The following is a 22,438-nucleotide window of genomic DNA, read 5'->3' on the forward strand; positions in this document are numbered from 1 at the left end:
AGTCTACCAGCGTTGACCCGTAAAGTGGGTTCTCATACCACAGAAAACCGTACGGGCCGACTTACTTTTCCAGCCTCTAGTCGTGATATCAGGGCTGTAAGACAGGGGCCGTATCGCCCTCGACATACTGATAAAGTTCTTTGTTTTTGACGAGCGGCCCCATAAACAGCATCATGATCAGCAATCCGATCAGGGCCACCACACCAAAGCCAATAAACAGAATGTTATAGGCAGCTGCGTAGCCCAAACTACCCGCATAATTTTTCAGAACTATCCCCGATAGCGACTGGAATAACGCTCCACCGAGACCAGTCCCCACGCAGGCCAGCCCCCATACCGAAGCAGCTGCACTTTTGGGCACCACATCTGCCGGAAAGGCCAGCGAATTGGCTGTGTAAGCCGTATACCCAAACCCCGCCATACCAAAAATCAGCAGCGCCGATAAGGGCGTTGTAATGATAAAAGGACCTAGTAACAGCGATAAACCCATAATCGAGCCCGCCAGGGCAACGGCAATTTTCCGGGCTTTCGGAATGGGAACGCCCCGTTTAATGATGTACTGCGTAAAATAGCCACCCACCAGATTCCCCACATCGGCAATGATAAACGGGATGGTGGCATACCAGCCAATCTGCTTCAGGTCCCAATGGTGAACGTCCACCAGATAACGCCCGATCCAGAAGGTGACGAAGTACCAAACCGGGTCCATAAAGGTTTTGGACAGCGTGAACATGATCACGAAGCGGGTTTTGAGCAGCTTCAGGGGTGGAATGATCCGGGCTTTGGCTTCCTTTGCCGTGGCTTCGGGCGTGTAATAGGTGAACCAGAAAATAGCCAGCCACAGATAGCCAAAAACCGCCAGGATAATAAACGTGGCCTGCCAGCCATATTCGACGCCCAGATACGCCACCATGGGCGGCACGATAACGGCCCCCAGCGCCGAGCCGCTGTTGAAAATACCCGAAGCGGTCGATCGCTCGTTCGGCGGAAACCATTCGCTGGTCAGCTTGATGGCGGCCGGCCAGTTACCAGCTTCGCCAATACCCAGCAAAAACCGGCAAACCCCGAATTGCAGGGGCGTAATGGCGAAGGCGTGTATCAGGCCCGCGCTCGTCCAGAAGGCCATGCACAACGCATACCCCACCCGCGTGCCCAGCCGGTCGATCACGAACCCCGAGAACGCATTGGAGATCATGTAGGCCACAAAAAAGGCCGTTCCAATGTAGCCAAAGGCATCGTCGGGGATGAGTTTCCTGAGATCACCATCGGCGCTCAGGTAGTTGAACGACAGTCGATGCACATAGTTCAGGACGGTGGCCAGAAACGCCAGTCCCACCATAACCCAACGCATTTTCAGCGGTTGAACGCCATTCAGTAAACCGGGCTGCATATCCATGAACGTAAGAGAGTTGTGTAGAACTAGTGGGCGTTAAAGCGCCTGAATGGGTTGTAGCTGTTCGGGGGTGTTGACCAGCCTGAGGGGGTTTTGCAGTGCCCGACCCAGTCCCTGCCAGTGAACGCGCATCAAATCGCCATCCTCCAAAGCCACCTTAGCACCAAAACTGAATGCGTCGGCCCCAAAAAAGTGAACATGCGCCTGGAAGGGAATCCGGTGGGATTCGTATTTAAAATGATGATACTCCAGATTTTGCAGACTATGGGCCATATTCTTCTCCCCCGTCCGGATGTCGGACGACCAGACCGTCGTACCGTTTCGCTCGACGCTCACCGTACCCGTCCACTCGCTGAAGTCATCCGTAACGGCCAGCTCCGGCCCCAGGGCACATTGCCGTAGTTTGGAGGGTGCCAGATAGAGGTAATTCTTCTTCTCCATCACATGGTCCGAAAACTCATTGCCGGTGCACAATCCGATCCGCCAGGGTTTTCCGGCCTCATCAACGATGTAAGCCCCGGCAACTTCGGGCTCCTCTCCCCCATCGTTGCCATATTCGGGAACGGCCAGTGACTGCCCATGCGCCCGTAGAACCGCTCCGTTTCCTTTATAAAACCACTCAGGCTGCACACCGATGGTGCCTGCCTCCGGCGAGCCGCCTTCAACCCCCCACTGATACATCTGCATGCTGTCGGTGGGTTTTTCGATACCCGACTGGTGCATCATCTGCCGGTTTAACGCGCTGTTTTTATGCGTCAGCCCGGTACCCGAAACCATACAGCCGAAAGGCCCGTCGGGGTGGTCGAATGCGGGCAGCAAATGCCAGTCGCTTTGTCCATCATACACAGATTGGTAGTCAACCGTTTCGTCCGACAAACGACTCTTAACCAGATCCGTAAGGGATTGCTTTGCCTGAATTGCTTCGAGGGCAAGCGCGTAGACCGACGTCGTAGTTTGCAGGAACCGCAACAGCGGTTCCTGCACCAGCGCAACCCGCCGTTGCTGCGCAGCATCCGACAGTTGCACTAATCGTATCGTTTCCATGAAGTTAAGGAAAGGGTTTAGGAATGAGTCGGGCTACTGGGTTACCCAGCCACCGTCGACGGAAAAGCATGAGCCGGTCACGTAGCTGGATGCCCGGCTGGCGAGGTAAAGGGCCATCCCGCTGATCTCGTGCAATTCGCCCCAGCGGCCCATGGGAATTTTGTCGATAAACGCCTGGTATTTCTCCGGGTCATTGAGCAGGGGTAGGTTCAGGTCCGTACCGAAAGGCCCCGGCAAAATCGCATTGACGGTAATCCCCTCCTTGGCGACTTCCATGGCCAGCGCACGGGTTAGCTGCAGAATGGCACCCTTACTGGTTGCGTAAGGGGTGCGGTCGGGAATGGCCGTGAGGGCCAGCATGGAGCCAATATTGATGATCCGGCCATATCCATGCTGTTTCATGACCGGAATCACTTCGCGGCAAGCGAGCCAGGTACCCGTTACGTTCACCTGCTGGACTTTCGTGAAATCGTCGAGGGACAGATCCTCAATGGCCCCCCGGATGTTGATCCCCGCCGAGTTGATGAGGATATCTATTTTGCCGAACTCCTCAACCGCACGACTAACCGCCTGCTTTACACTCTGCTCGGCGGTTACGTCGCAGGCGGTGCTGATGCAGTCAACACCATAGGCCGATTTAATCGCTTCTTCGGATTGCTGGTTCGTGGCTTCATCGCGGGCCGCGATCACGATATTGGCTCCGGCCTCCGCCAGCCCCTGCGCCATGGCCAGACCGAGCCCCCGGTTGCCGCCGATGACCAGCGCCGTTTGCCCGTTCAGTTTGAAGAGGTCTAAAATGCTGCGTTCCACCGATAATTGTTCCATAATTCATTCAGGTTGGTTATTCAATAATCGTAAAATGCTCCAGCCCTTCCGTTTTCAGAGTCAGGCCCATGCCCGGTTTGTTGTCGTCGAGCTGGAGTTTGCCGTTTTCGGCGATGGCCTCGCCGTCGAAAATGTACCAGAACATTTCGTTGCCTACTTCGATTTCCGTTTGCGGGAAGTATTCGGCCATGGGGCAGGCGAACGAACTCATCACCACGTGCAGGTTGTGCATCTGCCCGCCGTGCGGAATCACTTCGACGCCGTGCACCAGCGCCATATTGCAGATTTTCTGCGCTTCGGTAAAGCCGCCAACCCGGTTGGTATCGAACTGAAAAATATCCAGCGCACCCGTCTGCAGCAGATCATGAAATCCGTAACGCGTGTACTCATGCTCCCCGCCCGACAGCGGAATGTCGGTATACTGCTTTAGCTTGGCGAAATTGTGAATCTCGTCGGGCAGCATGAGTTCTTCTGCCCAGCGGAGGTTGTACGGTTCGAGCCCTTTCAAAAGTTGTTTGGCATAGGCGAAATTGAACCCCATATAGGCTTCAAGCATTATGTCGACATCATCGCCAACGGTTTCCCGCACCACACGAACCATCTCGACATTTTTCTTAAGCCCGGCCATTCCGTCGGTCAGGGGGTAGCCGCAGCGGAGTTTCATGCCGGTAAATCCTTCGGCTTTATAGTGGGCCGCTTCGGCTTGCAGGCTGTCTAAGTCGCGGGTATACAACCGGCTGTAGTACGTCTCGATATGCGGTCTGGTTCGCCCGCCCAGCAGCATGAACACCGGCTGGTTGAAGACCAGCCCTTTGATATCCCACAAGGCAATATCCAGGGCACTGATGGCCGCAATGACAGCTCCTTTCCGGCCGTAGGCCACGCTCGACCGGTACATTTTCTCGAAGAGGTATTCGGTATTGAGCGGGTTTTCGCCAACCAGCAGCGATGCCAGTTTGCTATCGATGATCTTCTTGGTGACGTCGGGACAAAGGCCCGCGTTGCCTATACCGACATGGCCTTCGTCGGTTTCAATTTCGACGACCAGCCAGCTAAAAAAGCGAAAAGCGGCCTGGGAATCCTGTTGAAAGTGAAGCGGGCTGAGGGGTGTGGCAAAGATGGTATCTCCGGTTTTTACCGGCCCGTTCCATTGGTAGAGTTTCGTTCTGACGGCACGAATTTTCATGAATTCTGATTACGTTAAACAAATATGTCTAGATAGGCTACCTCGTCGGAAGTCGGCAGGATACCGTGCTTCAGAGAGGAGTTAAAATAAAGGCTGTCGCCTTCTTTGAGCTGGTATTCAACCTCACCGACCTGCATTTTCATCTGCCCCCGAATGACGTAGATAAACTCTTCGCCCTCATGCGACAGCTCATGCGGTTTGACTTCGCCTTTTTTGCCCACAAACAGAAACGGCTGCATTTTCTTTTCGTGGTATTCCGATGCGTACGGATAAATGGAGTACCCTTTGTCCGTTTGTGTCAGGCTCTCTTCGGCCTTCTGGCGGGGCGTTACAATGGCATTTAACCAACCGTCATGTTCAAGCAAATTGGAGATGGTGGTGCCCAGGGTATTGGCAATCTTGACAAGAGCCGCCACCGAAGGCACCGTTTTGTTATTTTCAATTTTGGAGATCATGCTTTTGGACAACTCACTGGAATCCGCAATTTCCTGAAGTGTCCGATTCTGATTTATCCGCAGAATTTTTATCCGATCGCCTAAGTTCAGGTTGTTAGTCTTGTTCTCGATTGAAATCATTTTCCTTTGTCTACTTATAGTCAATAGTGTTGAACGAAAGTAAATATATTTCGAGAGACGAGACTTAAAAAACAGGTTAAAAGGAGGTTATCAGCGGTTTATCAGTCCCAGGTCAGGGTCAGCAGCGAGACGCCCTGCCGGGGTAACGTAAAGTTCAGGGTTGTTTCACCATCCTTCACGGTTACCGATTTTGGCGCCGTCATCTCTTTTAGCTGCCCTGCTTTTTCGAGTTCGCTGATCTGCTGAGCCGTTGGTTTCTGGGGCGAACCCATCTTTTTCCAGGCTTCGTACGAGTTGCTGAACTCCTTGTCGATGCGGTAATGGTGAACAACCGCTTTCCGGCCCGGCAGCCCTTTCAACTGAAGCGAAATGGGGGCGTCGGGAACGGGTACGTTATCGTCGTGGTAGTTCCACACCATCACGGCGGCCGATTTGGCATCTTTCGAGGCCAGCGCGTTAATGTCCGGCTCGGCGCGTACGCTCTCATCCCGAACCCGGTTGTAGTCATACGCCAGACCGCTGTTCACCTCGACGCGTGTCGTGGGCATCATGCCAAACATGCGAAATACGTTCAGAACCGGCTTATCGACGCCGTTGGTGGCCAGATCGCGGAACCCACGGAACCAGGGTTGATTTTCGAACTCAAATGCCCAGGTCACCGCCCCCGCCAGATTAACTCCGCGCGATTGAGCCAGATCATACTTCCGGGCGTACGCAGCCGCCGTATAGCTGGAATACATGGTACCATTCCGGTAGGCGTTCTGCGGATTGAAATCTTCCGAACAGGCGGCACAGCCTTCGGGGTCGGACTCACCGATGATAATGGGCAGGTTTTTTAAGCTGGGGTACGATGCCACAATTTCGAAGCCTTTGTCAATATCCCGCAACTGTTTTCCCAGATTCATCTGAACGTGGCCGTCGACCACCTTAGGCGCTCCTTTCGCGTGGAACGTGATGAAATCGATCGGCGCACCCGTTTTACCGGTTACGCTGTTCTTCCCGCTTACGATATGCTCCATAAACGCTTTGAAAAACTTCTGAGAGTTTTCGCTCAATGGACCGGTCACTTCCGGGCCACCTATACGAGCCGTCGGCAGCGCCCGCTTAACGGCATCGGCGGTGTAGTCATAAAGTTTGATGTACTCTTCCGTCGTTCCCTTCCAGTAGGGAATGTCGGGTTCGTTCCACAGTTCCCAATACCAGCTTTCCACTTCTTTCTGGCCGTACTTCGCCACCGAATGTTTCACCCACTGGTACACCAGTTCCGACCATTTTGTGTAGTCCTTTGGGGGGTAGGCCCAACCGGTAAATATGTCGTAGCCCTTATGGCTGGGGTCCCAGTTGTGCCGGTAGGGCTGCGGATGCGTCGACAGGGCTTCGGGCATGAATCCGATCTGCGCAATGGGTTTCATGCCGCGCTCGATGAACGTATCGAAAATCTTATCGACGATGGTCCAGTTGTATACCGGCTTCCCGTTGGCATCCTCCGTATAGGCGTTGGTAGACCCCCATTTGAGAGCGGCCTCCCCGTCGCCGGTTACGAGCAGGCTGTGAACCCGGACATAAACCGGCACCTTACTTAACTTCGATATCTCGGTCAGTAACTTCTTGCCGTCTTTCATGTAAGTGTAGTTCGGCTCATCGTAGCCAAACCAGGCCCATATCGGTTTCAGCGGTCCTTTCTCTTTTGTCAGGTCGACGTTAATAGAGGTCGTTTTCGGGCCGGGACTCTGCGCCATACTATCGGCAGTAGCGAGGGAGCTTAAGACACCAATACCGAGTGCGGTTAGCTTCAGCAGGGCATTTCGTTTACGTTGGTACATACAGGTAAAAAAGACAGGAATTAGGAAATATTATTGATAAACCGTGAATACGCTCATTCTACCCACTCCGGGAGGCAGCGTTAATAGCCTGGATTCTGCTTGAGCGCAGTATTTCGACTCAACTGAAGGGCTGGGATCGGGAAGAGTACATGTTTATCCGCAGCCGCCGAAATGCCCAGTTGTTTGGCGTTGGAGATCAGGCGGTCGTGGCGGATCAAATCCCAGCGATAGTGCCCCTCCCCCACAAATTCCTGCGCTTCCTCATTGAGTACGGCATCCCGAAACTGGGCCTGACTAAGCCCGACTAAATCCGGGTAAACACTGGCGGGCTGCGCGTTGGGAGTGCCTGCCGCCCGCGCCCGTCGCCGAACTTTATTGAGGGCTTCGTAAGCTTCGGCGGTTGGGCCACCCGCTTCATTGATGGCTTCGGCATAGGTGAGCAGCACATCTGAGTATCGGATCAGGGGGTAATCGACACCTTCTTTCAAAATGCCCGTGGAGAAGTCAATCCGGTTGAATTTGGTCAGGAAGGGCGCGTACATCTGAACGGTATCCCGCACCAGCTCTTTGATGCCATTTTTGTAATAGTACGGCATCTTGTCCCGCACCGACCACCACTTGCGGTAGGTGTTAGGCGTGTTGGCAAAGAAGTCCTTCCGCACCTGAAAAATAACCAGATCTTTCAGGAAGTGAAACTGAATACTGGTGCCGTTGGCCAGCGACATGGCCGGTGGTCCGAACAGGTAGATCATCCGGGTCTGGTACAGTTGCGAGGTACTGTTGGCATTACCGCCGTGCTGAATCGCGAAAATCATTTCTTTACCATTACGAAAGTCAGGATTTATGATGTTCTCGTAATCCGCCATCAGATCGAATGCCTTTGAATCGATCACTTTTTTCGCTTCGGCAGCGGCTTTCTGCCATTGCCGCTGTTGGAGATACACCTTCGACAATAGTGCCGTAGCGGCTAATGAAGTGGCTTTCCCCGCGGTATGATCGCTTTCACTATACGGGCTCAGTCCGGCAACGGCCGTTTCCAGGTCTTTGACAATAAAGGCGTAGACCTCTTCGGCGGTGTTGCGGGGTTTACTGACTTCGCTTAAGTCGGTAGTGCCCTGGGTTTGTAACGGAACGCCACCAAACATACGCACCAGATTAAAGTAAAAGAGCGCACGCAGAAACCGGGCTTCGCCATCCAGCCGGGTCTTGTTGGAAATGCTCGACACGGCCAGCTTATCGATCAGGACGTTTGCCCGGTTGATGGCGGCATAATAGTAATCCCAGGCCGTCGATAATTCGAGCGCGTCGGAATTCCAGCTAAACGTGTTGAAATCGTTGGTCACGCCGGAGCGGTCGCCGGAGCCGTTGGCCGACCCGCCCCCGATCAGGGTACCCGCCGTAACGTCGCCCAGCGTAACCCACTGCCCATCGCGATAGGTATCGTCCCACAGCCGACCGTAGACTCCGTTCAGGGCCAACTGTGCCTGATCGCTGGTTTTGTAGAAGGCATCGACGGCTACCTGACTGTACACTTTTTCATCCAGTATATCCTGGCAACTGGTGCTTCCCAGAAGCAGTAGCCCCACACATAGACTGGCAACTTTATGAGTGTTAAAGAAAGTACGCATGGAAAAGGATGGTTAGGAATTAGAAACCCAGTTTGAGATCAAGTCGGAAAGTGCGGGCGGATGGATAGCCGTAGCGGTCCATGCCTTTGGTTGTGTTGCTGGTGCCGTAGGAGTTCAGCTCGGGATCGTAGCCCGTATATTTCGTCAGAACGGCCAGGTTATCGACCCCGATGCCAATACGGGCGTTTTTGATGAATTTGGTAAACGACGGCACCCGGTAGGTCAGGGCAATGGTCTGAATCCTGAGGAATGAGCCATCTTCTACCATGATCGAGCTTACGCGCTGGGGATTGGACGCTCCCGCACCCGGATAAATGCCGTTTGGATTGGTGGGTGACCATCGATCCAGTCGCATGGCCGATATCCCGATGCCATCCAGCAGCCATTGCTGTTTCGCCAGGTTCAGTACCGAATTGCCGTACTCGCCGTACATGAACACATGCAGACTAAGCGGCCCATAACTGACATCGTTGGTCAGGCCAAAGTTGAATTTCGGGTTTGGATTTCCCAGAAATACATCATCGCTCTCGGTATTGTATTTCCCGTCACCATTCACGTCCTTGTAGCGAATGTCGCCGGGTTTGGCGGCTGGCATGGTGCCCACCTCCCTGATTTCTTCCGCCGACTTCCAGACACCCTCATAAATGGAGCCATAAAACTCCCCTACCGAATGTCCCGGCTCCAGGCGGGCCGTGTTTTTATCGTGGGGGGTTACGTTTCCGCCCCCAACCCAGCCGGTATACTGATACGGCGCGCCACCGAGCGACAGGATCTCATTGCGGTTGAAGGAGATGTTGAAATTGGTTGTCCAACCCAGCTTGCCCGCCAGATTCGTGCTGTTTACCCCAATTTCGATGCCTTTGTTGAGCATAGCGCCGGTGTTTTTGAGCACACTGCTAAAACCCGTTTGGGATGAAATAGGAACATCGAGGAGCAGATCGGTCGTTTTCTTGTAATAGGCGTCAACCGAAAGGCTGAGTCGGTTTTTGAATACGGCAAAGTCGATGCCCAGGTTATACTCCTGCGTTTTTTCCCAGCTTAGATCCGGATTCGGGATATTGTTGGGGTAAGCGATAGGCACCTTCGAGCCACCGAAGATGTAGGAACTGCGTGTACCAAAAGCCGTTCCCAGCAGTGACAGTGACCGGTACACACCAATGGATTCATTCCCCGTGCGCCCAAAGCTGGTCCGCACTTTCAGCTGATCGAACACACCCATATTGCGAATGAAGGGCTCATCGCCCAACTGCCAGGCGAAAGCTACCGAGGGGAAAATACCGTACTTGTTGTTGACCCCGAATTTCGAGTCGCCATCCGCCCGAACCGAGGCCGTAAACAGGTACTTGTCGTTGAAGGTATAATTGACCCGGCCCAGATACGAGATCAGCGTCCACTCGTTCTGATTGCTGCCCGGCGTTTGGGGACTGCTGCCCAGCCCGAGGTTATAATACTGGAACACATCGCTGGGGAAGCCAAACGACGACGCATCCATCGTTTCGTTTTTCTCGCGCTGGTACGTGAAACCGCCCAGCACTTTCAGTTTGTGCAGGCTATTGATCGTCTTCGTGTACGTCAGCGTGTTGGAATTACTGACGTTGAGGTTCCGGACGGCAATCTGCCGGGCTTTGCCACTGGCACCCGCTGCCGCTTCGGATCCGATGGGGTAATACTCATGGTACCGCCAGTCGCGAATGTCGGCCCCCACCCGAATGTCCAGGTCCAGTCCATCCATAATGTTGTAATTGGCGTAAGCCGTGCCGATCAGGCGCAGGGTATTGCTCAACTGCTTGTACTGTTCGCTCATGGTCAGCGGGTTTTCCAGACCACTCCCGAGGGGGAAGTTGCGCAGGTTGTTGGGCAGGCCAAGGCTGTCGCGGGCCGGAATGGTGGGCGGGGCCTGATAAATGGCGTTGATGATGTTGGAAATACCCTCGTATCCTTTGGTATCGGTTGGCACGGTATACTGGTCGGTGACGCTGAACAGCAGACTTTCGCCCACCCGCAGCCGCTTGCTGACATCCGCATCCAGATTTATGGTCGTGCCATACCGTTTGAAACTCGAACCCGGCAAAATACCGTCCTGATTGGTGTAGTTACCGCCAATCAGGTACCGCAGACTCTGCCCGCCACCCGAAAACGCCAGCTTGTAGGTTTGCCGGGGAGCGGTTTGAAATACCTCGTTTTGCCAGTCGGTGCCCTGCCCGAAAGCATTCACCTGTGCAGCGGTGTAGGTGGGGGGGCGGCCCAGTAAGGTAGCCCGTTCGTTGGCCTGCTGCGCCCACTGCTGTGCGTTTAAAAACGGAAGTTTACGCCGGGCTTCCTGCACACCAACGGATATGTCGAGATCGACATTATGCTGGTTCGCCTTCCCCCGTTTGGTACTGATGAGCACCACGCCGTTAGCCGCCCGTGAGCCGTAAATAGCCGTCGCGGAGGCATCTTTCAGGACCTGCACCGATTCAATATCAGACGGGTCTATGGAATTCAGGGGGTTGGGAGCACCCCCAAACGAGCCGGCATCGGTGCTGGCACTGGTCTGCGTACCGCTACTGATGGGCATGCCGTCAATGACATACAGGGGCGACCCACCGGCGGAGAGTGAGGCCGTTCCCCGCACCTGAACGGCAATACCGCCACCGGGAGCATGGGAGTTGGTATGCACCTGTACACCCGCAATCTTGCCCTGTAAGGCCTTATCGGGGGTATTAATAGTAGACAGTTCAATATCTTTCGACGAAATGGAGCCTACCGCCCCCGTCAAATCCTTCTTCTGCTGAGTACCATACCCCACCACTACTACTTCTTTTAGTTGTTCGGCATTGGGCAGCAACTTGACGTCAATAACGCTTTTGTTCCCCGTTACAACTTCGTACGCGATGTAGCCCATAAAGGAAAAAACCAGCGTTGCCGAGCCTTCTTTTACGTTCAATGCATAGGTACCGTCCGATTTAGTAGCCGTACCAACGGTTGATCCTTTCACAACAATACTAACACCCGGCAGAGGCTGGTCATTCTCGTCAATTACCTTTCCCGTAATGGTTCGGTCTACATGGCGCGTTACGGTAGCGATCCCCTTTTTGGGCACTGCATTCGTAAAAGTCGAGGATTTTAGTTGAGCGGAAACAGGCGTACCCCGATCGGCGGCACGTGTCTCCCAGACTACGAAAAACAGAATAACTACTGGCTGAATCAGGCATAGGAATGCCATAAAACCCCCGTAGGGCTTTTGGATAGTTTGCTTCATAATAACGCAGGTAAAGTGTTTAAGGCAAGCTATATAGAATTGAATGGGACTGTTAATCGGGAGACTATAACAAGGTTTATTAAAATTCAACAATGTTGAATACAAAGGTAAAAGCCGATTTCAGGAAGTCAAGTTTTTTTTACTATTTTTATTTTTAATTATCTTTTATGGATGTTCGTCCGAGGCAATGACCATACGGGAGCCTAGTAGTCAGCAACTTAAGAAGATGCTATTTTAAGCACAGATTAGCGGCTCAGGGCTGATTGCCCGATGTCAAGGTTACCCATCCCCCAACCGATTGTGCAGTCTGAAGAAAGGCCAGACCTGACGCAGTTGCGGCCAGACAAATTTATCTGTGCTGTAGACGTTTGACTTCTCCGGGAAGAACTTACTTAATCAGCCAATTGTAGCGAAAGCGGGCGTAGTTTATTTTGGTATAGTTGTCTTTTTCGTAGAGCACCCCGATGGTATTGTCCTGCTGAACGACAAGGTCTGAATACGCCGATGAACCCGCATAAATGGATTTGCCCACCGACCAGCTCTTGCCATTGTTCCGGCTTACGCGAACTGTCAGATTGGTACGGCTTGTCTGACTGTTGGCATTGGCGAACAAAAGGACAGGCTGGCCACGACGGGGCTGATAGGTGATCATACTCCCCTGGCAAACCGGATCGGGCAGATCGGTGGCAACAACAACGGGGTCCCAGCTTTCGCCCGCACTGGCCGAGAAGGCCAGGAGCCGATTTTTAACATCACCCGACTGGTTACGGGCGTTTAGCAACAGCCCTCCAGTTGTCGTCTCGGCGGCTGTGCTTTCATTGCCACCGGGATAGGGTATGGTTGGCGTTAATTTCCAGCTCCTCCCGTGATCGTCCGAATAAAAACCATGAGCCCGGTAGTCCCGAAACTGCGGCTGCGGACTGCCCTCTGAATGATTGGCCGCCACAAAAATTCGCCCTTTGTATCGCCCTTTTCGAAGCTGCAGGGCGTGGCCGGGGGTATTGGCATACGACCGCCAGTCGTCCGGAAAGGCATAACCCGGATTCATGTCGGGCTTATTGGGCCGCGATACCTGCGGAGTAATATTGACCGGTTCAGACCAGGTCTGACCGCCATCCGTACTGGTTTTGTACCAGACTTCGCGCACCGCCAGCCCTTTTCGAACATCGGCCTCCGAGGCTGTACCCGTATTATACAGCAAAAACAGCCGCCCTTTGGGAAATCGAGGGTCGCTCAGGTCGAATACCGGCGCGGGGTTACCGGCCTGCATGGCACCAAAATCGACAGCCGTCCGGATGGGACCCCACGACTGCCCATTGTCTTTACTGCTGCGGAACACTATATCGACATCACCGAAGTCACTGCAATCCGTTCGGCGTCCTTCGGCGAACGCCAGCAGGGTACCGCCAGGTGTTTTGACAATGGCCGGAATCCGATAACAGAGATACCCCCCTTCGCCATTTTGGAAGACCGTTGTTTCGGCAATAACCTGCCGGGCCGAGTCGGCGGCTAAACTACCCGATTCGGCCCGGGTGGGCGAGAAAAGACCAAGGTAGGCCGCCAGTAAACATGCGTAAATCACATTGAAGATCAGAAAGGGCATTGATTTATTCGCTTTATAAGAAAAGATATTAGCTCCGGGTTAGAATTCCCCCTTGTCATAAAACTACCCTGCCACTGGTTCCAGGCATCCCCTACTGTTGGCAGGTTGAACCGGGGGGTGTCAGCCAGGTATTTTTCGTTTCATTAACTGTCCGGCCCGCCTTCAAGTTACTCAGGAACACATACTCCATAAGGTTCAGCTCATACAGCTTTAGCCGGTAATTTAGCCGGGTTACCGCCCACAAGTTCTCTTTGGGAAAGGGCAGTTCAGGCGCTTTGCCCTGCGTGAAGTCCAGATAATACTGGCATACCGGAAAACGGTGGTGAACGAGCGGACAAACCCGTACAACCTCGTCCGGGTCGATCTCGAACAGGATGAGTTCGTTTTGTTCGGCAGGTTCATCGAAGATCAACGAGAGATCAAACTCGAAATGAGCCAGTTCGATGAGGAAGAACGGCCATTCTTCGGTTTCATCCAGTCCAAAATCAGTACGCGACTGTTCCAGAAAACGGGGGAATCGCCTGCCCAGCTCATTCAGTGTGTAGCTCTCCGACGGATAGGCTTCGAGGTATTGATCGGCAAACGATTTGAATAACTCTTTACCCAGGGCATAGGCCAGCGCACTGAACTGGCTGTACATGCACTCGCGCAAACGGGGGTGGTAGCTTTATCGGCCGCTTTGGGATTAGCGGGCAGGTTCAGGATAAAGAACTGGTTAAACTCGTTCTTACTGATTCCCAGCGCCGTAAATTCAGTAACCAGGTGTTCATAATGGCAGTAAATTCGGGCAAACTTCTCAAAATGCAACAGCTCTTGATGATCCGGATCATCGAAATCAGCCGGTTCAATCGTTGTGCAGTCGACCGAACCATCGGAGTTTAAGGGCGTTGCCCCGGTATGCTCCTCCCCTTGTTCAACAATCAGGTTGATGGCGGCAATGGCCGACTGTCGATCGACGACTTGAATCAGATCACCGCTATCGTCGCCATTGACGAAGTGAGGCCTGTGCTTTTTGTCATAATAAACCGTGTCGATATTATTCTGTGCGTAATAACCGCGGCCGGGCACCAGTTGGGGGGCCTCCATCATTTTGGCCGAATAATCGAGTGCCATTACACTTGCTTGCTGCGGATTTTTGCCAGCATTAAGGAGTACATTGGTTAGCACACCGATTATCGTGTCCTGGTTGGTCTCCCGATTGATCGAGTAGTAGGTGTAGAGATAGACCGGAATAGTTGCAATCTCAATTTCGATAGCTTGCTGAAGAGCCTCTCCCCGATTTTCGGGCGTGACGGTATCAACAAGCGGGGCTAGCTGTTGTTTCATTAATTGTAGGGGTTAAGTACCGTGTATCAATCTGTACGCTGTCTTTACCATTGATGCCGACCCGTATGCGGAGTTAGTTTGCCGGGGGCTGGCGCGGCCAGCCGTTTCAGTTGGGGCGGGTAATCCTTTTGCGGAATAACGATCTCGACCAGCGCCGGAACATCCGTTAACCCGGCAATGTCGTCCAGCACCTCCCTTAACGTCGAAACCGTTTTTGCCCGGTAGCCTTTCACCCCAAATGCTGTTGCCAGTGCCCGATAGTCCCACTCGGGCAGCAGATCGAAGGGGGCAAACTCGCCCCCCGGCGCGAAGGCGTCAGGGTTTACAAACGCCTGCTCGATGGTATACGACCGATTGCTCATGACGAACACGACGGCGTTGCATCCCTGGCGTGCCAGGCTGGACAATTCCTGACAGATCATCATAAAACCACCATCACCCGCTACAACGAAAGGGCGTTTGCCGCTCCCCAGCGCTACCCCCAGCGCGCAGCCCGTCTCGTGGCCCAACGACCCCCAGGCGGCCTGTGCCACAAAGCTGTTGCGCGGCATACCCGGTAAATTACCAAATACATACAGGGCTGTACTTTCTCCCAATATCAGGCTCATTTCGTCACTAAGCTGTTGGTAATCAATAAACTTTTGAAGTTCATCAAAGAACACCGTATAGGATAGATCTTCCGGGGAGACCGGTATCCCCGAATCTTCGGGTGGTACGGTTGGCAACGCATACGGCCGGGGAAAATCAGCCTGGATAATGAACCGATCGAGCAGCCCTTCCAGAAAATCGCGTAGGGTTACCTGAGGGTAATTTTGATAACCTATATGAGCCTTTTCGTCGGTCACTACAATCAGGTTATCGAAACGGGTGCTGATACTATCGAGGTAGTCATCCGTGATGATCGTTCCCAGCGCAATCGGGCAGTCACAGTCTTTCATTACCGCACGGGTTAGGGCTGGAGAAGCCGGACCCGCGTAGGTTCCGATAAAGTGCGGCTGACTTTCATCCAGAACAGTTTTTCCCAGACTGGTCGTCGTAAAAAAGAGGCCACTGGCGTCAATAAGCTGCTGCATTAAATCCTGCAGACAAAACCGCTGCACCTCTATCCCTATCCAGAATACCGGCAGTTTAGCTTTCAAAATACGCTTCCATACGGCATCGAGTAGCGCACTCAGAACGTCCTGATTACTGGGCATGGTGAGCGCCTGTAAACAGCCAACGGGATGGGTACACGACTTTTCCCAGACATCATTGATGCCTTCCAGGTAAATGGGTCGGCGGTGGGTGAGCATGGCCGCGATGGCCCGGTCAATCTGGGCAGGAGCCTCCACCGCATCCGATATAATCTCGGAGGCAACGGTCACTGACCGAAACACCTCTTCATCGGCCTGCAGGTTCCCCGTGCTATGGTGAAAGAGAACCCCTTTTTGGCGCTCCAGTTGCCGGTCTGTCGACTTTGGGCTGGCCGAAATAATAGCGACGGGGACCCGCTCCACGTACGAACCTGCCACGCAGTTCAGCAGGCTGAACGTACCCACGCCATACTGCACACAGGCGGCCCCAACACCCCGGTATCGGGCATAGCCATCGGCCGCGTAACCCGCCCCCAGCTCATTGATTGTTGGAATGCGGATAATACCGGGCGTATCGTCCAGCGTAGCCAGGAAAGGCCCCGCATAATCGCCGGGAACGGTAAACACATGCGCTAATCCCACCTGTTGCAGGCGGGTAATCAGGTACGAAGCAACGGTGGGTGTCGTCATGGCTGAGGTTAACTGATGGAGATGGGTGTTGAACAATTCGGGGTGATCGCGTCGAGGTTATCGAGGCAATCCTGGCACTCGATACAGCCACTCAGATCACCGCAACCGGGGCAGTCGTTCGGCAGCAGTTGGTAGGTACCTGGCAGCCAGGATGGCCGTTTCAGACCAAAAAACTCCTGCAATGTCGATTCAGCCGTTGTCAGCGCCCCTTCTACCCAGCCCTGACCGTACGAATATGCTTCGCCAACGATGTGAATGTCCTGATCACTGACGGGCTTACGCATCCGGCACATGATCTCATCGAGCCGGTAGTCGGCCTTCCATTCGTGCCAGCCTCCGCCGTACGGATCTTCGTTCCAGGTATGATACACAGCCGAATAAGGCATTGGAATTTCGGGCAGGGCGTGCAGTTCGGCAACCTGCCGGTTGGCAATCTGCACCATCTCGTCGGTCGCGTTGAATTCGGTTCTGGGCATTATGTGGTCCACGCCTTCTTCCAGACAGGCGGGTCTGTACCCTTTATACGGCTCCCCGCTTTCCAGCCCTTTCCAGAACGGTACGGTAGCCAGATCGCTGTAACTGGCCATCAGGAGCGAGTTCATGTATGGAAATCCGCTGGTTTGCTCTCCTTCCGTACCAAAGTAGTACACTTGCCGGATGGGCAGGTCGGTCACGGAGCGACCGGCTACCAGCCCCAGGGCCCGCCACCAGGGACGCTCGTAAGCCATAAACAGCTTGAATGCACTCTGAATCAACACCGAAGGTATATTTTCTTTCAGCCAGGGGTCATCGAAAAACGTGCTCTTGATCAGTTCCAGCGACCGCCGGGGCATAGCCAGAATAATCTTTTTGACTTTCACCTTGATGCTCTCTTCGGGCTCCACCGGCTTTGTTGCGCCGTCGACCGTAACCGTTTTCCGGAACAAGAGCGTGTACGGATACTCGCCGGAGCCCATCTCGATTTCGGCCAGCTGATGGTTCAGATGCAGCCGTTCTCCTTTGGGGACTCTGCCGGGAAAGGTATTGTTAAACTGCTCAACGAGCCGGATAGGTAACTGGTCGTAGCTGTGCTCCAGGGTTAAAAACTGCGTTTTATCGCTGTATTCAGTGGCGGGGAGCTGCGTAACGGCATTCGCATTGGCAACGTTGGCTTCGTACCCACCGGCATCTTTCATGAACTGATACCCTTCATTGCTGAGTACCCGATACATGAGGTTCCAGAACCCCTGTTTCCACAGGGGTTTATCGAAGGCTTTTACCTTCATCAGGTCGCACAGGCCCAGCTTATCCATACCCGGATAGATCGTATTCATTACCTGCACCTGTAAGTTTGTGGGACCCATCCCCCGCTCGGACCAGGCCAGATTATACGCCACTTTGGCCGGGTCGGCAAGTTCATTCAACCGCAGGTGTTTTCCACGCAGATAAAACAGATTGCAATTGGCCCCAACCGGATCGGGTGCTCCCATGGGGAAATCTTTGGTTTGTAGCTCCAGCTGATCGACAAGCCGGGCTACCATGATATGCTGGTCGGGAATGTACCGCATGCCGCCTACCTCTGCTTTCACGTGCGGCAAGCCGGGCAGCGTAACGGTGAACAGTCGCCCGCCAATACGGTTGCTGTATTCGAACAGGCCAATACGCTGGTCGGCTCCTTTGTCCTGCTGCAAACGCCAGGCACTATACGCACCGGAGACACCTCCGCCAACAACGGCAATATCAAGATTCATAGGGGTAGGATTTAGATGGGTTCAGAAACGAATTGACCGAAAATACTATACAGAAGACAGGACATGCTTCAGGGCACTAATGGAGGGGCTGAAAAATAGCCGCCACCGGTTTTGCAGGCATTTAAACTGATTCCCGATGGAGTTCTTGTAAAAAAGAAAGATCAGTCTCGACTTCAATTAGGTCATGCCTATTTTTTAACGGCGGGCCAAAGTGAGCTAGTTTCACATTCCTGTTTCTGCGTTTAGACCTGATGGGTCAAATCTCATACTCCACACACGAAATCATTCCCACATTTTGGACATATTCTTTAAGTTTTGAGACATTCAACTCCCAAAGCCTCCTGTTGGCTATCAGATCGCGCTAAAATACGTTGATTTCGCCTGATAAACGCTTGTCTAACAGCAACTTTCGTTGACAGTTACCCGATACCGTCCTAATCCTGGCCTGGATAATCGATGCCTCCGGCCGCATGCCTGTATCCGCCGGAAACTTGTGTTAAACCGCCCGCAGATGGGTGATCAGGTAGCCGATCAGGTTGATCAGGAAACACGACCGCCCCTAAACGCAAATCAGCTAGCCAGCAATGAAGCTAACTAGCTGATTTTAAACGTGATCCCGATTGGATTCGAACCAATGACCGCCTTCTTAGAAGGAAGATGCTCTATCCAGCTGAGCTACGGGACCCTCTTCTGTAAAGTGGCTGGAGCGAAACACCCTCAATATCGACCAAGGTCCTCTCCTGCCATTTAAAGAGCCACAAAAGTACGCCCATTGTTAGTATTATGCAATAAACTGCAGCCAATATCGGTAGGGCAAGGGAAGAAAGTTTGTTCGTCCTGCGCTAAACCACGAATCGCCTTGTTCTATCTCGACCAGATATACCTGAAAAGTTGTGTATGCTGCGGGTGAACGTAAATCAAAGGACATAACATTTTGCCCGGCAGGACGGTTATGAACTCATCTTGATCTTTAACTGCAACGCATACCAATGAGTAATCAATCAGAGAACCTGAAAGTGATATTTTTTGAACCTGCCTCCACCCAGCAAGCTGGTCGCATACTGGCAGATGGTTATTTCAGTTTCGTACCTACATTCAAAGAAGGAGAGGAAATAAACATAACGGTAGCCAGAAAGGAAGCAACGGATGAGGTCGTTCATGATCCCATAGGCCATAAAACGCATCAGGTTATTCAGACAGACTGGGTAATGATGATCGATGAGGCAACGAAGAACGCTCTGGCAACTCTTGTTGTATCGGTATTACCGATTGCGAAGACCAGCTCAACGGTTGAGTTCCCGACGCTGGTGGGTACACACGCCTAAGCCGCCGTTTTTGATACGCGAAACAACAGCTTTCAGTCGGAATTTCCGAATCTTTAGCTAAGCCTCTGTCAACATATAAAGGAATGTTTGCTTAAAAATGGTACATTTAGAAGTTTAGTAGACACCTTTCTTATGGCTAGATTTATTGAGGTTACAGTTAGTTCAAAAAAGACTTTATTTGATGCAGCACACATTGCAACCGTGATGGATATGGCCGCTGGTTGTTGTATATATGTTGTGGGAATCGGGCAACCGTTCAGTGTGACAGAGTCCTATCAGGAAATTGTCAATGCGCTGAAAAAAGCCCCCGACATTGCCGGGTTCGTTCATTCGATCATTGACCCGAATAAGCCCGCTGCTCCTGTTGCCAACTTTGGCTTTTAACGCATCGAACAGACTTGACCCGGTTATTGCAACAGGGCTTATTCAGGCAATCAGTGTGGTTTTATAAGCCCGCACCGGTTACTCGATAGCCGTTCTGGAATTGCCTGTTTTAGGCAACGTCTTCACGTGATAAGGATTATTTTTATTACGTGAAGACGTTTCATTTTCAGGCACACGGCAGCACAATTCGGTCCAATTCAATGCCAGGAACACCCCCTCAGATGCACGAGTCACCCCCGGCTCAATCGACTGGTTCAGTTGTTTACAGCTGTCAATAACGAACACAAAAACAGCCGACCCCTAAAAGGAGACGGCTGTAAAAAACTCGACATCTTATACTTAAATTACTGACAATACAAGCCTGCAAAAGCTTTGTTGCCGGTGATGCCGGTTTATGAGAAAATGGGCTATAAAAAAAACAGCCATTACCCAGTGGGTTCAGGCTGTCTGACATCACTTCTATTGTATAAATAACAAATGTAGGAAGGGCGAAAGCAAGGCCCCAGCCGTTCGTCAATTATTTATCCAGAGCATGTTAATAACTAAAACAGCCGAAGTCCAATAGACTTCGGCTGTCAATACCCACCGTAACTTTTACTATACAACCACTCTACCAGCAATCGGTGGTATTGTTAAACCGTATAGCAGATTATGAGGTAATGGGGCTCACTATCGAGCACCTTACGGAGGGCAAATATAAACAGGATACAATGGCCCAAACCAGGGGCATCATCGCATCACAATGATTTGAAGTATGAGAAGACGCCTGGTTGCCGCCTACGCCCATAAGGAATAAAATGATCTGACCGGTGCTGGCTCAGGCAGCTTATACCCAAACCGAATGGCGCGTTGAAGCCACCACATGGCCAGCGTCTCATCTTTGTCAAGTCCCTTCCCCTCCTTATACATGGTGCTGTATAAAAAGCAGCAATAGCCGTCTTCATCAATGGCTTTCTCGGCAATTTCGGTACTAACTTGTTTATAGTACTGCATGGCCAGTTTCACCGTTTCTTTTTTCGTTTCAAGCAACTCGGCCAATCCCCAGTAGCCAATTACTGATTTTAATTCAATGGCCTTTTTATAGAAAACAATTGGCTTCTCCGGAATGGACTGGTTGCACTCACGTTTCCGACAAATTTCGCCCAGATAAAAGAAAGCCTCCGCCGATCCTGCATTCGCAGCCTTCAGAAAATATTCATAAGCCCGGTCAAAATTCCGATTCAGGTAATCGATTTTACCATTCTGTAAAAAGTCTGCCTGCTCATTTATTTCTCTGGCCGCCGGGAAGATACCAGCCTCTCGTTTTATTCTGGACAGATACAACGAGTTTTTTAATTCACTGAGCACATCATCTTCGGGTCTGTTATAGGCCTGAATACAGGTAAACAGGTAATGCTGGGTTTGCAGCCGATTCGGTAATTCCAGCTTTTCTACCAGATAAAAAATGATGTATTTATTCAGCGCTATGGCTCTCGCTATTTCATCCTGTATTTCTTTCTTCTGAACAGATCGCTTACTCAAAACGACCAGGTATGTATTCGCAGACTGAATACTCGATAAAAGAGAACTATGCCATGTTTTACAGGGCTGTATGTCGCGTGGAGCAAACCAGCAATCCAGTTCGTTCAATTCAAGGCAATCCAGCAGTTTAACAGCGGTAGCTTTATCCTCGTTGGAGTAACTGATGAGTACGTCTACAGTAGAGTTCATGAAAAGAAAAACTGGAATTAGTTAGAAAATCAACTCGCTTTTTTTGCTTATACCTTCGAAATTTGGAACGACCGGGCGGGTGAAAATGAACAGGTTAACTGTTACTCTCTTCCGCCGTATTCAGCGATAGTAAAATGGTTTTAATGGCCGCATCAACCCGTTGCCAGTTATCTTCCGAGTTAAAATCCATATGCATAAACTCCTTATTATCAGAAGCCAAGATGGATATGTAGGATAATCCGCCCAACAGCAGCGTAGAGATCATCTGCGTATCGACATTCTTGACCGCAGGAACATTGCTGAAAAAATCGACCAGTTGGTCATCCAGTAGATTACCGATTTTCATGCCGGTTTCCTGATCTGACTTTATGGTCGCTTTCAGTATTTCCCTGTACTCCTTTAATTCTTTATGATTGTTAATGATTTGCCGAAAATGCAGGTACCATACTTTCGAATTATTTTCTTCCGTTAATCCTTTTAAAAATAATTGGTCAAGCCGGCTCCATTTTGGATGCAAATCACTGTCTTGTATAAATGTTGTAATCAATCCATAAAGTCCGCCAAAGTACCGGTATATTAAAACTGCACTGACACCGGCTTCATCTGCAACCTCTCGAATAGAAATTTGATCAAGCCCTTTTCTTGCCACAACAGCACGAAAAGAATTTAATATGGCCTGTCGCGTTACCTGAGAGTTTTTCTTGTTATTAACAATCATTTTCTCGTCCTTAAGATTGATTGACATTATATTGGTTAGGCGAAATTGAAGAAGTGTCTTAAACGAAACAGATTAATTCATCTACCCTATTTATTAAACAAATGCCTTCTTCTGGTGAGTATTGATTTTTGTGAGTGGTACCCTTAAAAAAATGAGAAATG

General features: G+C 51.7%; 17 protein-coding genes and 1 tRNA gene. 2 read left to right on the forward strand and 16 right to left on the reverse strand.

Annotation, left to right across the window (positions count from 1 at the left end):
- Positions 1–88: 88 nt before the first annotated feature.
- From ACYVJM_RS26165 to ACYVJM_RS26230, 14 genes are all read right to left on the reverse strand, one after another.
- A complete protein-coding gene (locus ACYVJM_RS26165) occupies positions 89–1,396 on the reverse strand; it encodes an MFS transporter (protein ID WP_461151178.1) in 1,308 nt (435 codons plus the stop codon).
- Positions 1,397–1,429: 33 nt separating this feature from the next.
- A complete protein-coding gene (araD1, locus tag ACYVJM_RS26170) occupies positions 1,430–2,437 on the reverse strand; it encodes an AraD1 family protein (protein ID WP_461151179.1) in 1,008 nt (335 codons plus the stop codon).
- Positions 2,438–2,470: 33 nt separating this feature from the next.
- Positions 2,471–3,262 carry an SDR family NAD(P)-dependent oxidoreductase gene (locus ACYVJM_RS26175; RefSeq protein WP_461151180.1) on the reverse strand — a complete coding sequence of 264 codons (792 nt, stop codon included), beginning with the start codon at positions 3,260–3,262 and terminating at the stop codon, positions 2,471–2,473.
- A 16-nt stretch (positions 3,263–3,278) separates the two neighbouring features.
- Positions 3,279–4,448 (reverse strand): enolase C-terminal domain-like protein, encoded by a 1,170-nt coding sequence (locus tag ACYVJM_RS26180; RefSeq protein WP_461151181.1) that lies wholly within the window; start codon positions 4,446–4,448, stop codon positions 3,279–3,281.
- Positions 4,449–4,462: 14 nt separating this feature from the next.
- On the reverse strand, positions 4,463–5,023 hold the full coding sequence (locus ACYVJM_RS26185) for a helix-turn-helix domain-containing protein (RefSeq protein WP_461151182.1): 561 nt from the start codon (positions 5,021–5,023) through the stop codon (positions 4,463–4,465).
- Positions 5,024–5,124: 101 nt separating this feature from the next.
- On the reverse strand, positions 5,125–6,846 hold the full coding sequence (locus ACYVJM_RS26190; protein ID WP_461151183.1) for a GH39 family glycosyl hydrolase: 1,722 nt from the start codon (positions 6,844–6,846) through the stop codon (positions 5,125–5,127).
- Between the two features lie 80 nt (positions 6,847–6,926).
- On the reverse strand, positions 6,927–8,474 hold the full coding sequence (locus ACYVJM_RS26195; RefSeq protein ID WP_461151184.1) for a RagB/SusD family nutrient uptake outer membrane protein: 1,548 nt from the start codon (positions 8,472–8,474) through the stop codon (positions 6,927–6,929).
- Positions 8,475–8,493: 19 nt separating this feature from the next.
- Positions 8,494–11,718, reverse strand: coding sequence for a SusC/RagA family TonB-linked outer membrane protein (locus ACYVJM_RS26200; protein ID WP_461151185.1), 3,225 nt, complete (start codon positions 11,716–11,718; stop codon positions 8,494–8,496).
- Between the two features lie 388 nt (positions 11,719–12,106).
- On the reverse strand, positions 12,107–13,321 hold the full coding sequence (locus ACYVJM_RS26205; RefSeq protein WP_461151186.1) for a sialidase family protein: 1,215 nt from the start codon (positions 13,319–13,321) through the stop codon (positions 12,107–12,109).
- A 91-nt stretch (positions 13,322–13,412) separates the two neighbouring features.
- A complete protein-coding gene (locus tag ACYVJM_RS26210; RefSeq protein ID WP_461151187.1) occupies positions 13,413–13,961 on the reverse strand; it encodes an HvfC/BufC family peptide modification chaperone in 549 nt (182 codons plus the stop codon).
- On the reverse strand, positions 13,856–14,647 hold the full coding sequence (locus ACYVJM_RS26215; RefSeq protein WP_461151188.1) for a ferritin-like domain-containing protein: 792 nt from the start codon (positions 14,645–14,647) through the stop codon (positions 13,856–13,858). Before ACYVJM_RS26215 ends, ACYVJM_RS26210 begins: the two co-directional genes overlap by 106 nt.
- A gap of 44 nt (positions 14,648–14,691) precedes the next feature.
- A complete protein-coding gene (locus ACYVJM_RS26220) occupies positions 14,692–16,410 on the reverse strand; it encodes an alpha-keto acid decarboxylase family protein (RefSeq protein WP_461151189.1) in 1,719 nt (572 codons plus the stop codon).
- A gap of 8 nt (positions 16,411–16,418) precedes the next feature.
- Positions 16,419–18,140, reverse strand: coding sequence for a flavin monoamine oxidase family protein (locus tag ACYVJM_RS26225; RefSeq protein ID WP_461151190.1), 1,722 nt, complete (start codon positions 18,138–18,140; stop codon positions 16,419–16,421).
- Between the two features lie 611 nt (positions 18,141–18,751).
- Positions 18,752–18,825 (reverse strand) — tRNA-Arg (locus ACYVJM_RS26230).
- A gap of 304 nt (positions 18,826–19,129) precedes the next feature.
- Between ACYVJM_RS26230 and ACYVJM_RS26235 the strand changes: the two genes are divergently transcribed.
- Positions 19,130–19,465 (forward strand): hypothetical protein, encoded by a 336-nt coding sequence (locus ACYVJM_RS26235; protein WP_461151191.1) that lies wholly within the window; start codon positions 19,130–19,132, stop codon positions 19,463–19,465.
- A 132-nt stretch (positions 19,466–19,597) separates the two neighbouring features.
- On the forward strand, positions 19,598–19,849 hold the full coding sequence (locus ACYVJM_RS26240; RefSeq protein ID WP_461151192.1) for a hypothetical protein: 252 nt from the start codon (positions 19,598–19,600) through the stop codon (positions 19,847–19,849).
- A 777-nt stretch (positions 19,850–20,626) separates the two neighbouring features.
- Here the strand turns inward: ACYVJM_RS26240 and ACYVJM_RS26245 are convergent.
- Positions 20,627–21,559, reverse strand: a complete 933-nt coding sequence (locus tag ACYVJM_RS26245; protein ID WP_461151193.1) for a toll/interleukin-1 receptor domain-containing protein — start codon at positions 21,557–21,559, stop codon at positions 20,627–20,629.
- A gap of 94 nt (positions 21,560–21,653) precedes the next feature.
- The gene (locus ACYVJM_RS26250) at positions 21,654–22,304 is read right to left on the reverse strand and encodes a TetR/AcrR family transcriptional regulator (RefSeq protein ID WP_461151194.1); all 651 of its coding nucleotides are present in this window, start codon (positions 22,302–22,304) and stop codon (positions 21,654–21,656) included.
- Between the last annotated feature and the right edge of the window lie 134 nt (positions 22,305–22,438).

Source organism: Spirosoma pulveris, assembly GCF_054781875.1.

Bases quoted from the DNA above. Each gene is read 5' to 3' on its own strand.
- ACYVJM_RS26165 (WP_461151178.1), bottom strand. From the start codon at position 1,396: ATGGATATGCAGCCCGGTTTACTGAATGGCGTTCAACCGCTGAAAATG.
- araD1 (WP_461151179.1), bottom strand. From the start codon at position 2,437: ATGGAAACGATACGATTAGTGCAACTGTCGGATGCTGCGCAGCAACGG.
- ACYVJM_RS26175 (WP_461151180.1), bottom strand. From the start codon at position 3,262: ATGGAACAATTATCGGTGGAACGCAGCATTTTAGACCTCTTCAAACTG.
- ACYVJM_RS26180 (WP_461151181.1), bottom strand. From the start codon at position 4,448: ATGAAAATTCGTGCCGTCAGAACGAAACTCTACCAATGGAACGGGCCG.
- ACYVJM_RS26185 (WP_461151182.1), bottom strand. From the start codon at position 5,023: ATGATTTCAATCGAGAACAAGACTAACAACCTGAACTTAGGCGATCGG.
- ACYVJM_RS26190 (WP_461151183.1), bottom strand. From the start codon at position 6,846: ATGTACCAACGTAAACGAAATGCCCTGCTGAAGCTAACCGCACTCGGT.
- ACYVJM_RS26195 (WP_461151184.1), bottom strand. From the start codon at position 8,474: ATGCGTACTTTCTTTAACACTCATAAAGTTGCCAGTCTATGTGTGGGG.
- ACYVJM_RS26200 (WP_461151185.1), bottom strand. From the start codon at position 11,718: ATGAAGCAAACTATCCAAAAGCCCTACGGGGGTTTTATGGCATTCCTA.
- ACYVJM_RS26205 (WP_461151186.1), bottom strand. From the start codon at position 13,321: ATGCCCTTTCTGATCTTCAATGTGATTTACGCATGTTTACTGGCGGCC.
- ACYVJM_RS26210 (WP_461151187.1), bottom strand. From the start codon at position 13,961: ATGTACAGCCAGTTCAGTGCGCTGGCCTATGCCCTGGGTAAAGAGTTA.
- ACYVJM_RS26215 (WP_461151188.1), bottom strand. From the start codon at position 14,647: ATGAAACAACAGCTAGCCCCGCTTGTTGATACCGTCACGCCCGAAAAT.
- ACYVJM_RS26220 (WP_461151189.1), bottom strand. From the start codon at position 16,410: ATGACGACACCCACCGTTGCTTCGTACCTGATTACCCGCCTGCAACAG.
- ACYVJM_RS26225 (WP_461151190.1), bottom strand. From the start codon at position 18,140: ATGAATCTTGATATTGCCGTTGTTGGCGGAGGTGTCTCCGGTGCGTAT.
- ACYVJM_RS26235 (WP_461151191.1), top strand. From the start codon at position 19,130: ATGAGTAATCAATCAGAGAACCTGAAAGTGATATTTTTTGAACCTGCC.
- ACYVJM_RS26240 (WP_461151192.1), top strand. From the start codon at position 19,598: ATGGCTAGATTTATTGAGGTTACAGTTAGTTCAAAAAAGACTTTATTT.
- ACYVJM_RS26245 (WP_461151193.1), bottom strand. From the start codon at position 21,559: ATGAACTCTACTGTAGACGTACTCATCAGTTACTCCAACGAGGATAAA.
- ACYVJM_RS26250 (WP_461151194.1), bottom strand. From the start codon at position 22,304: ATGTCAATCAATCTTAAGGACGAGAAAATGATTGTTAATAACAAGAAA.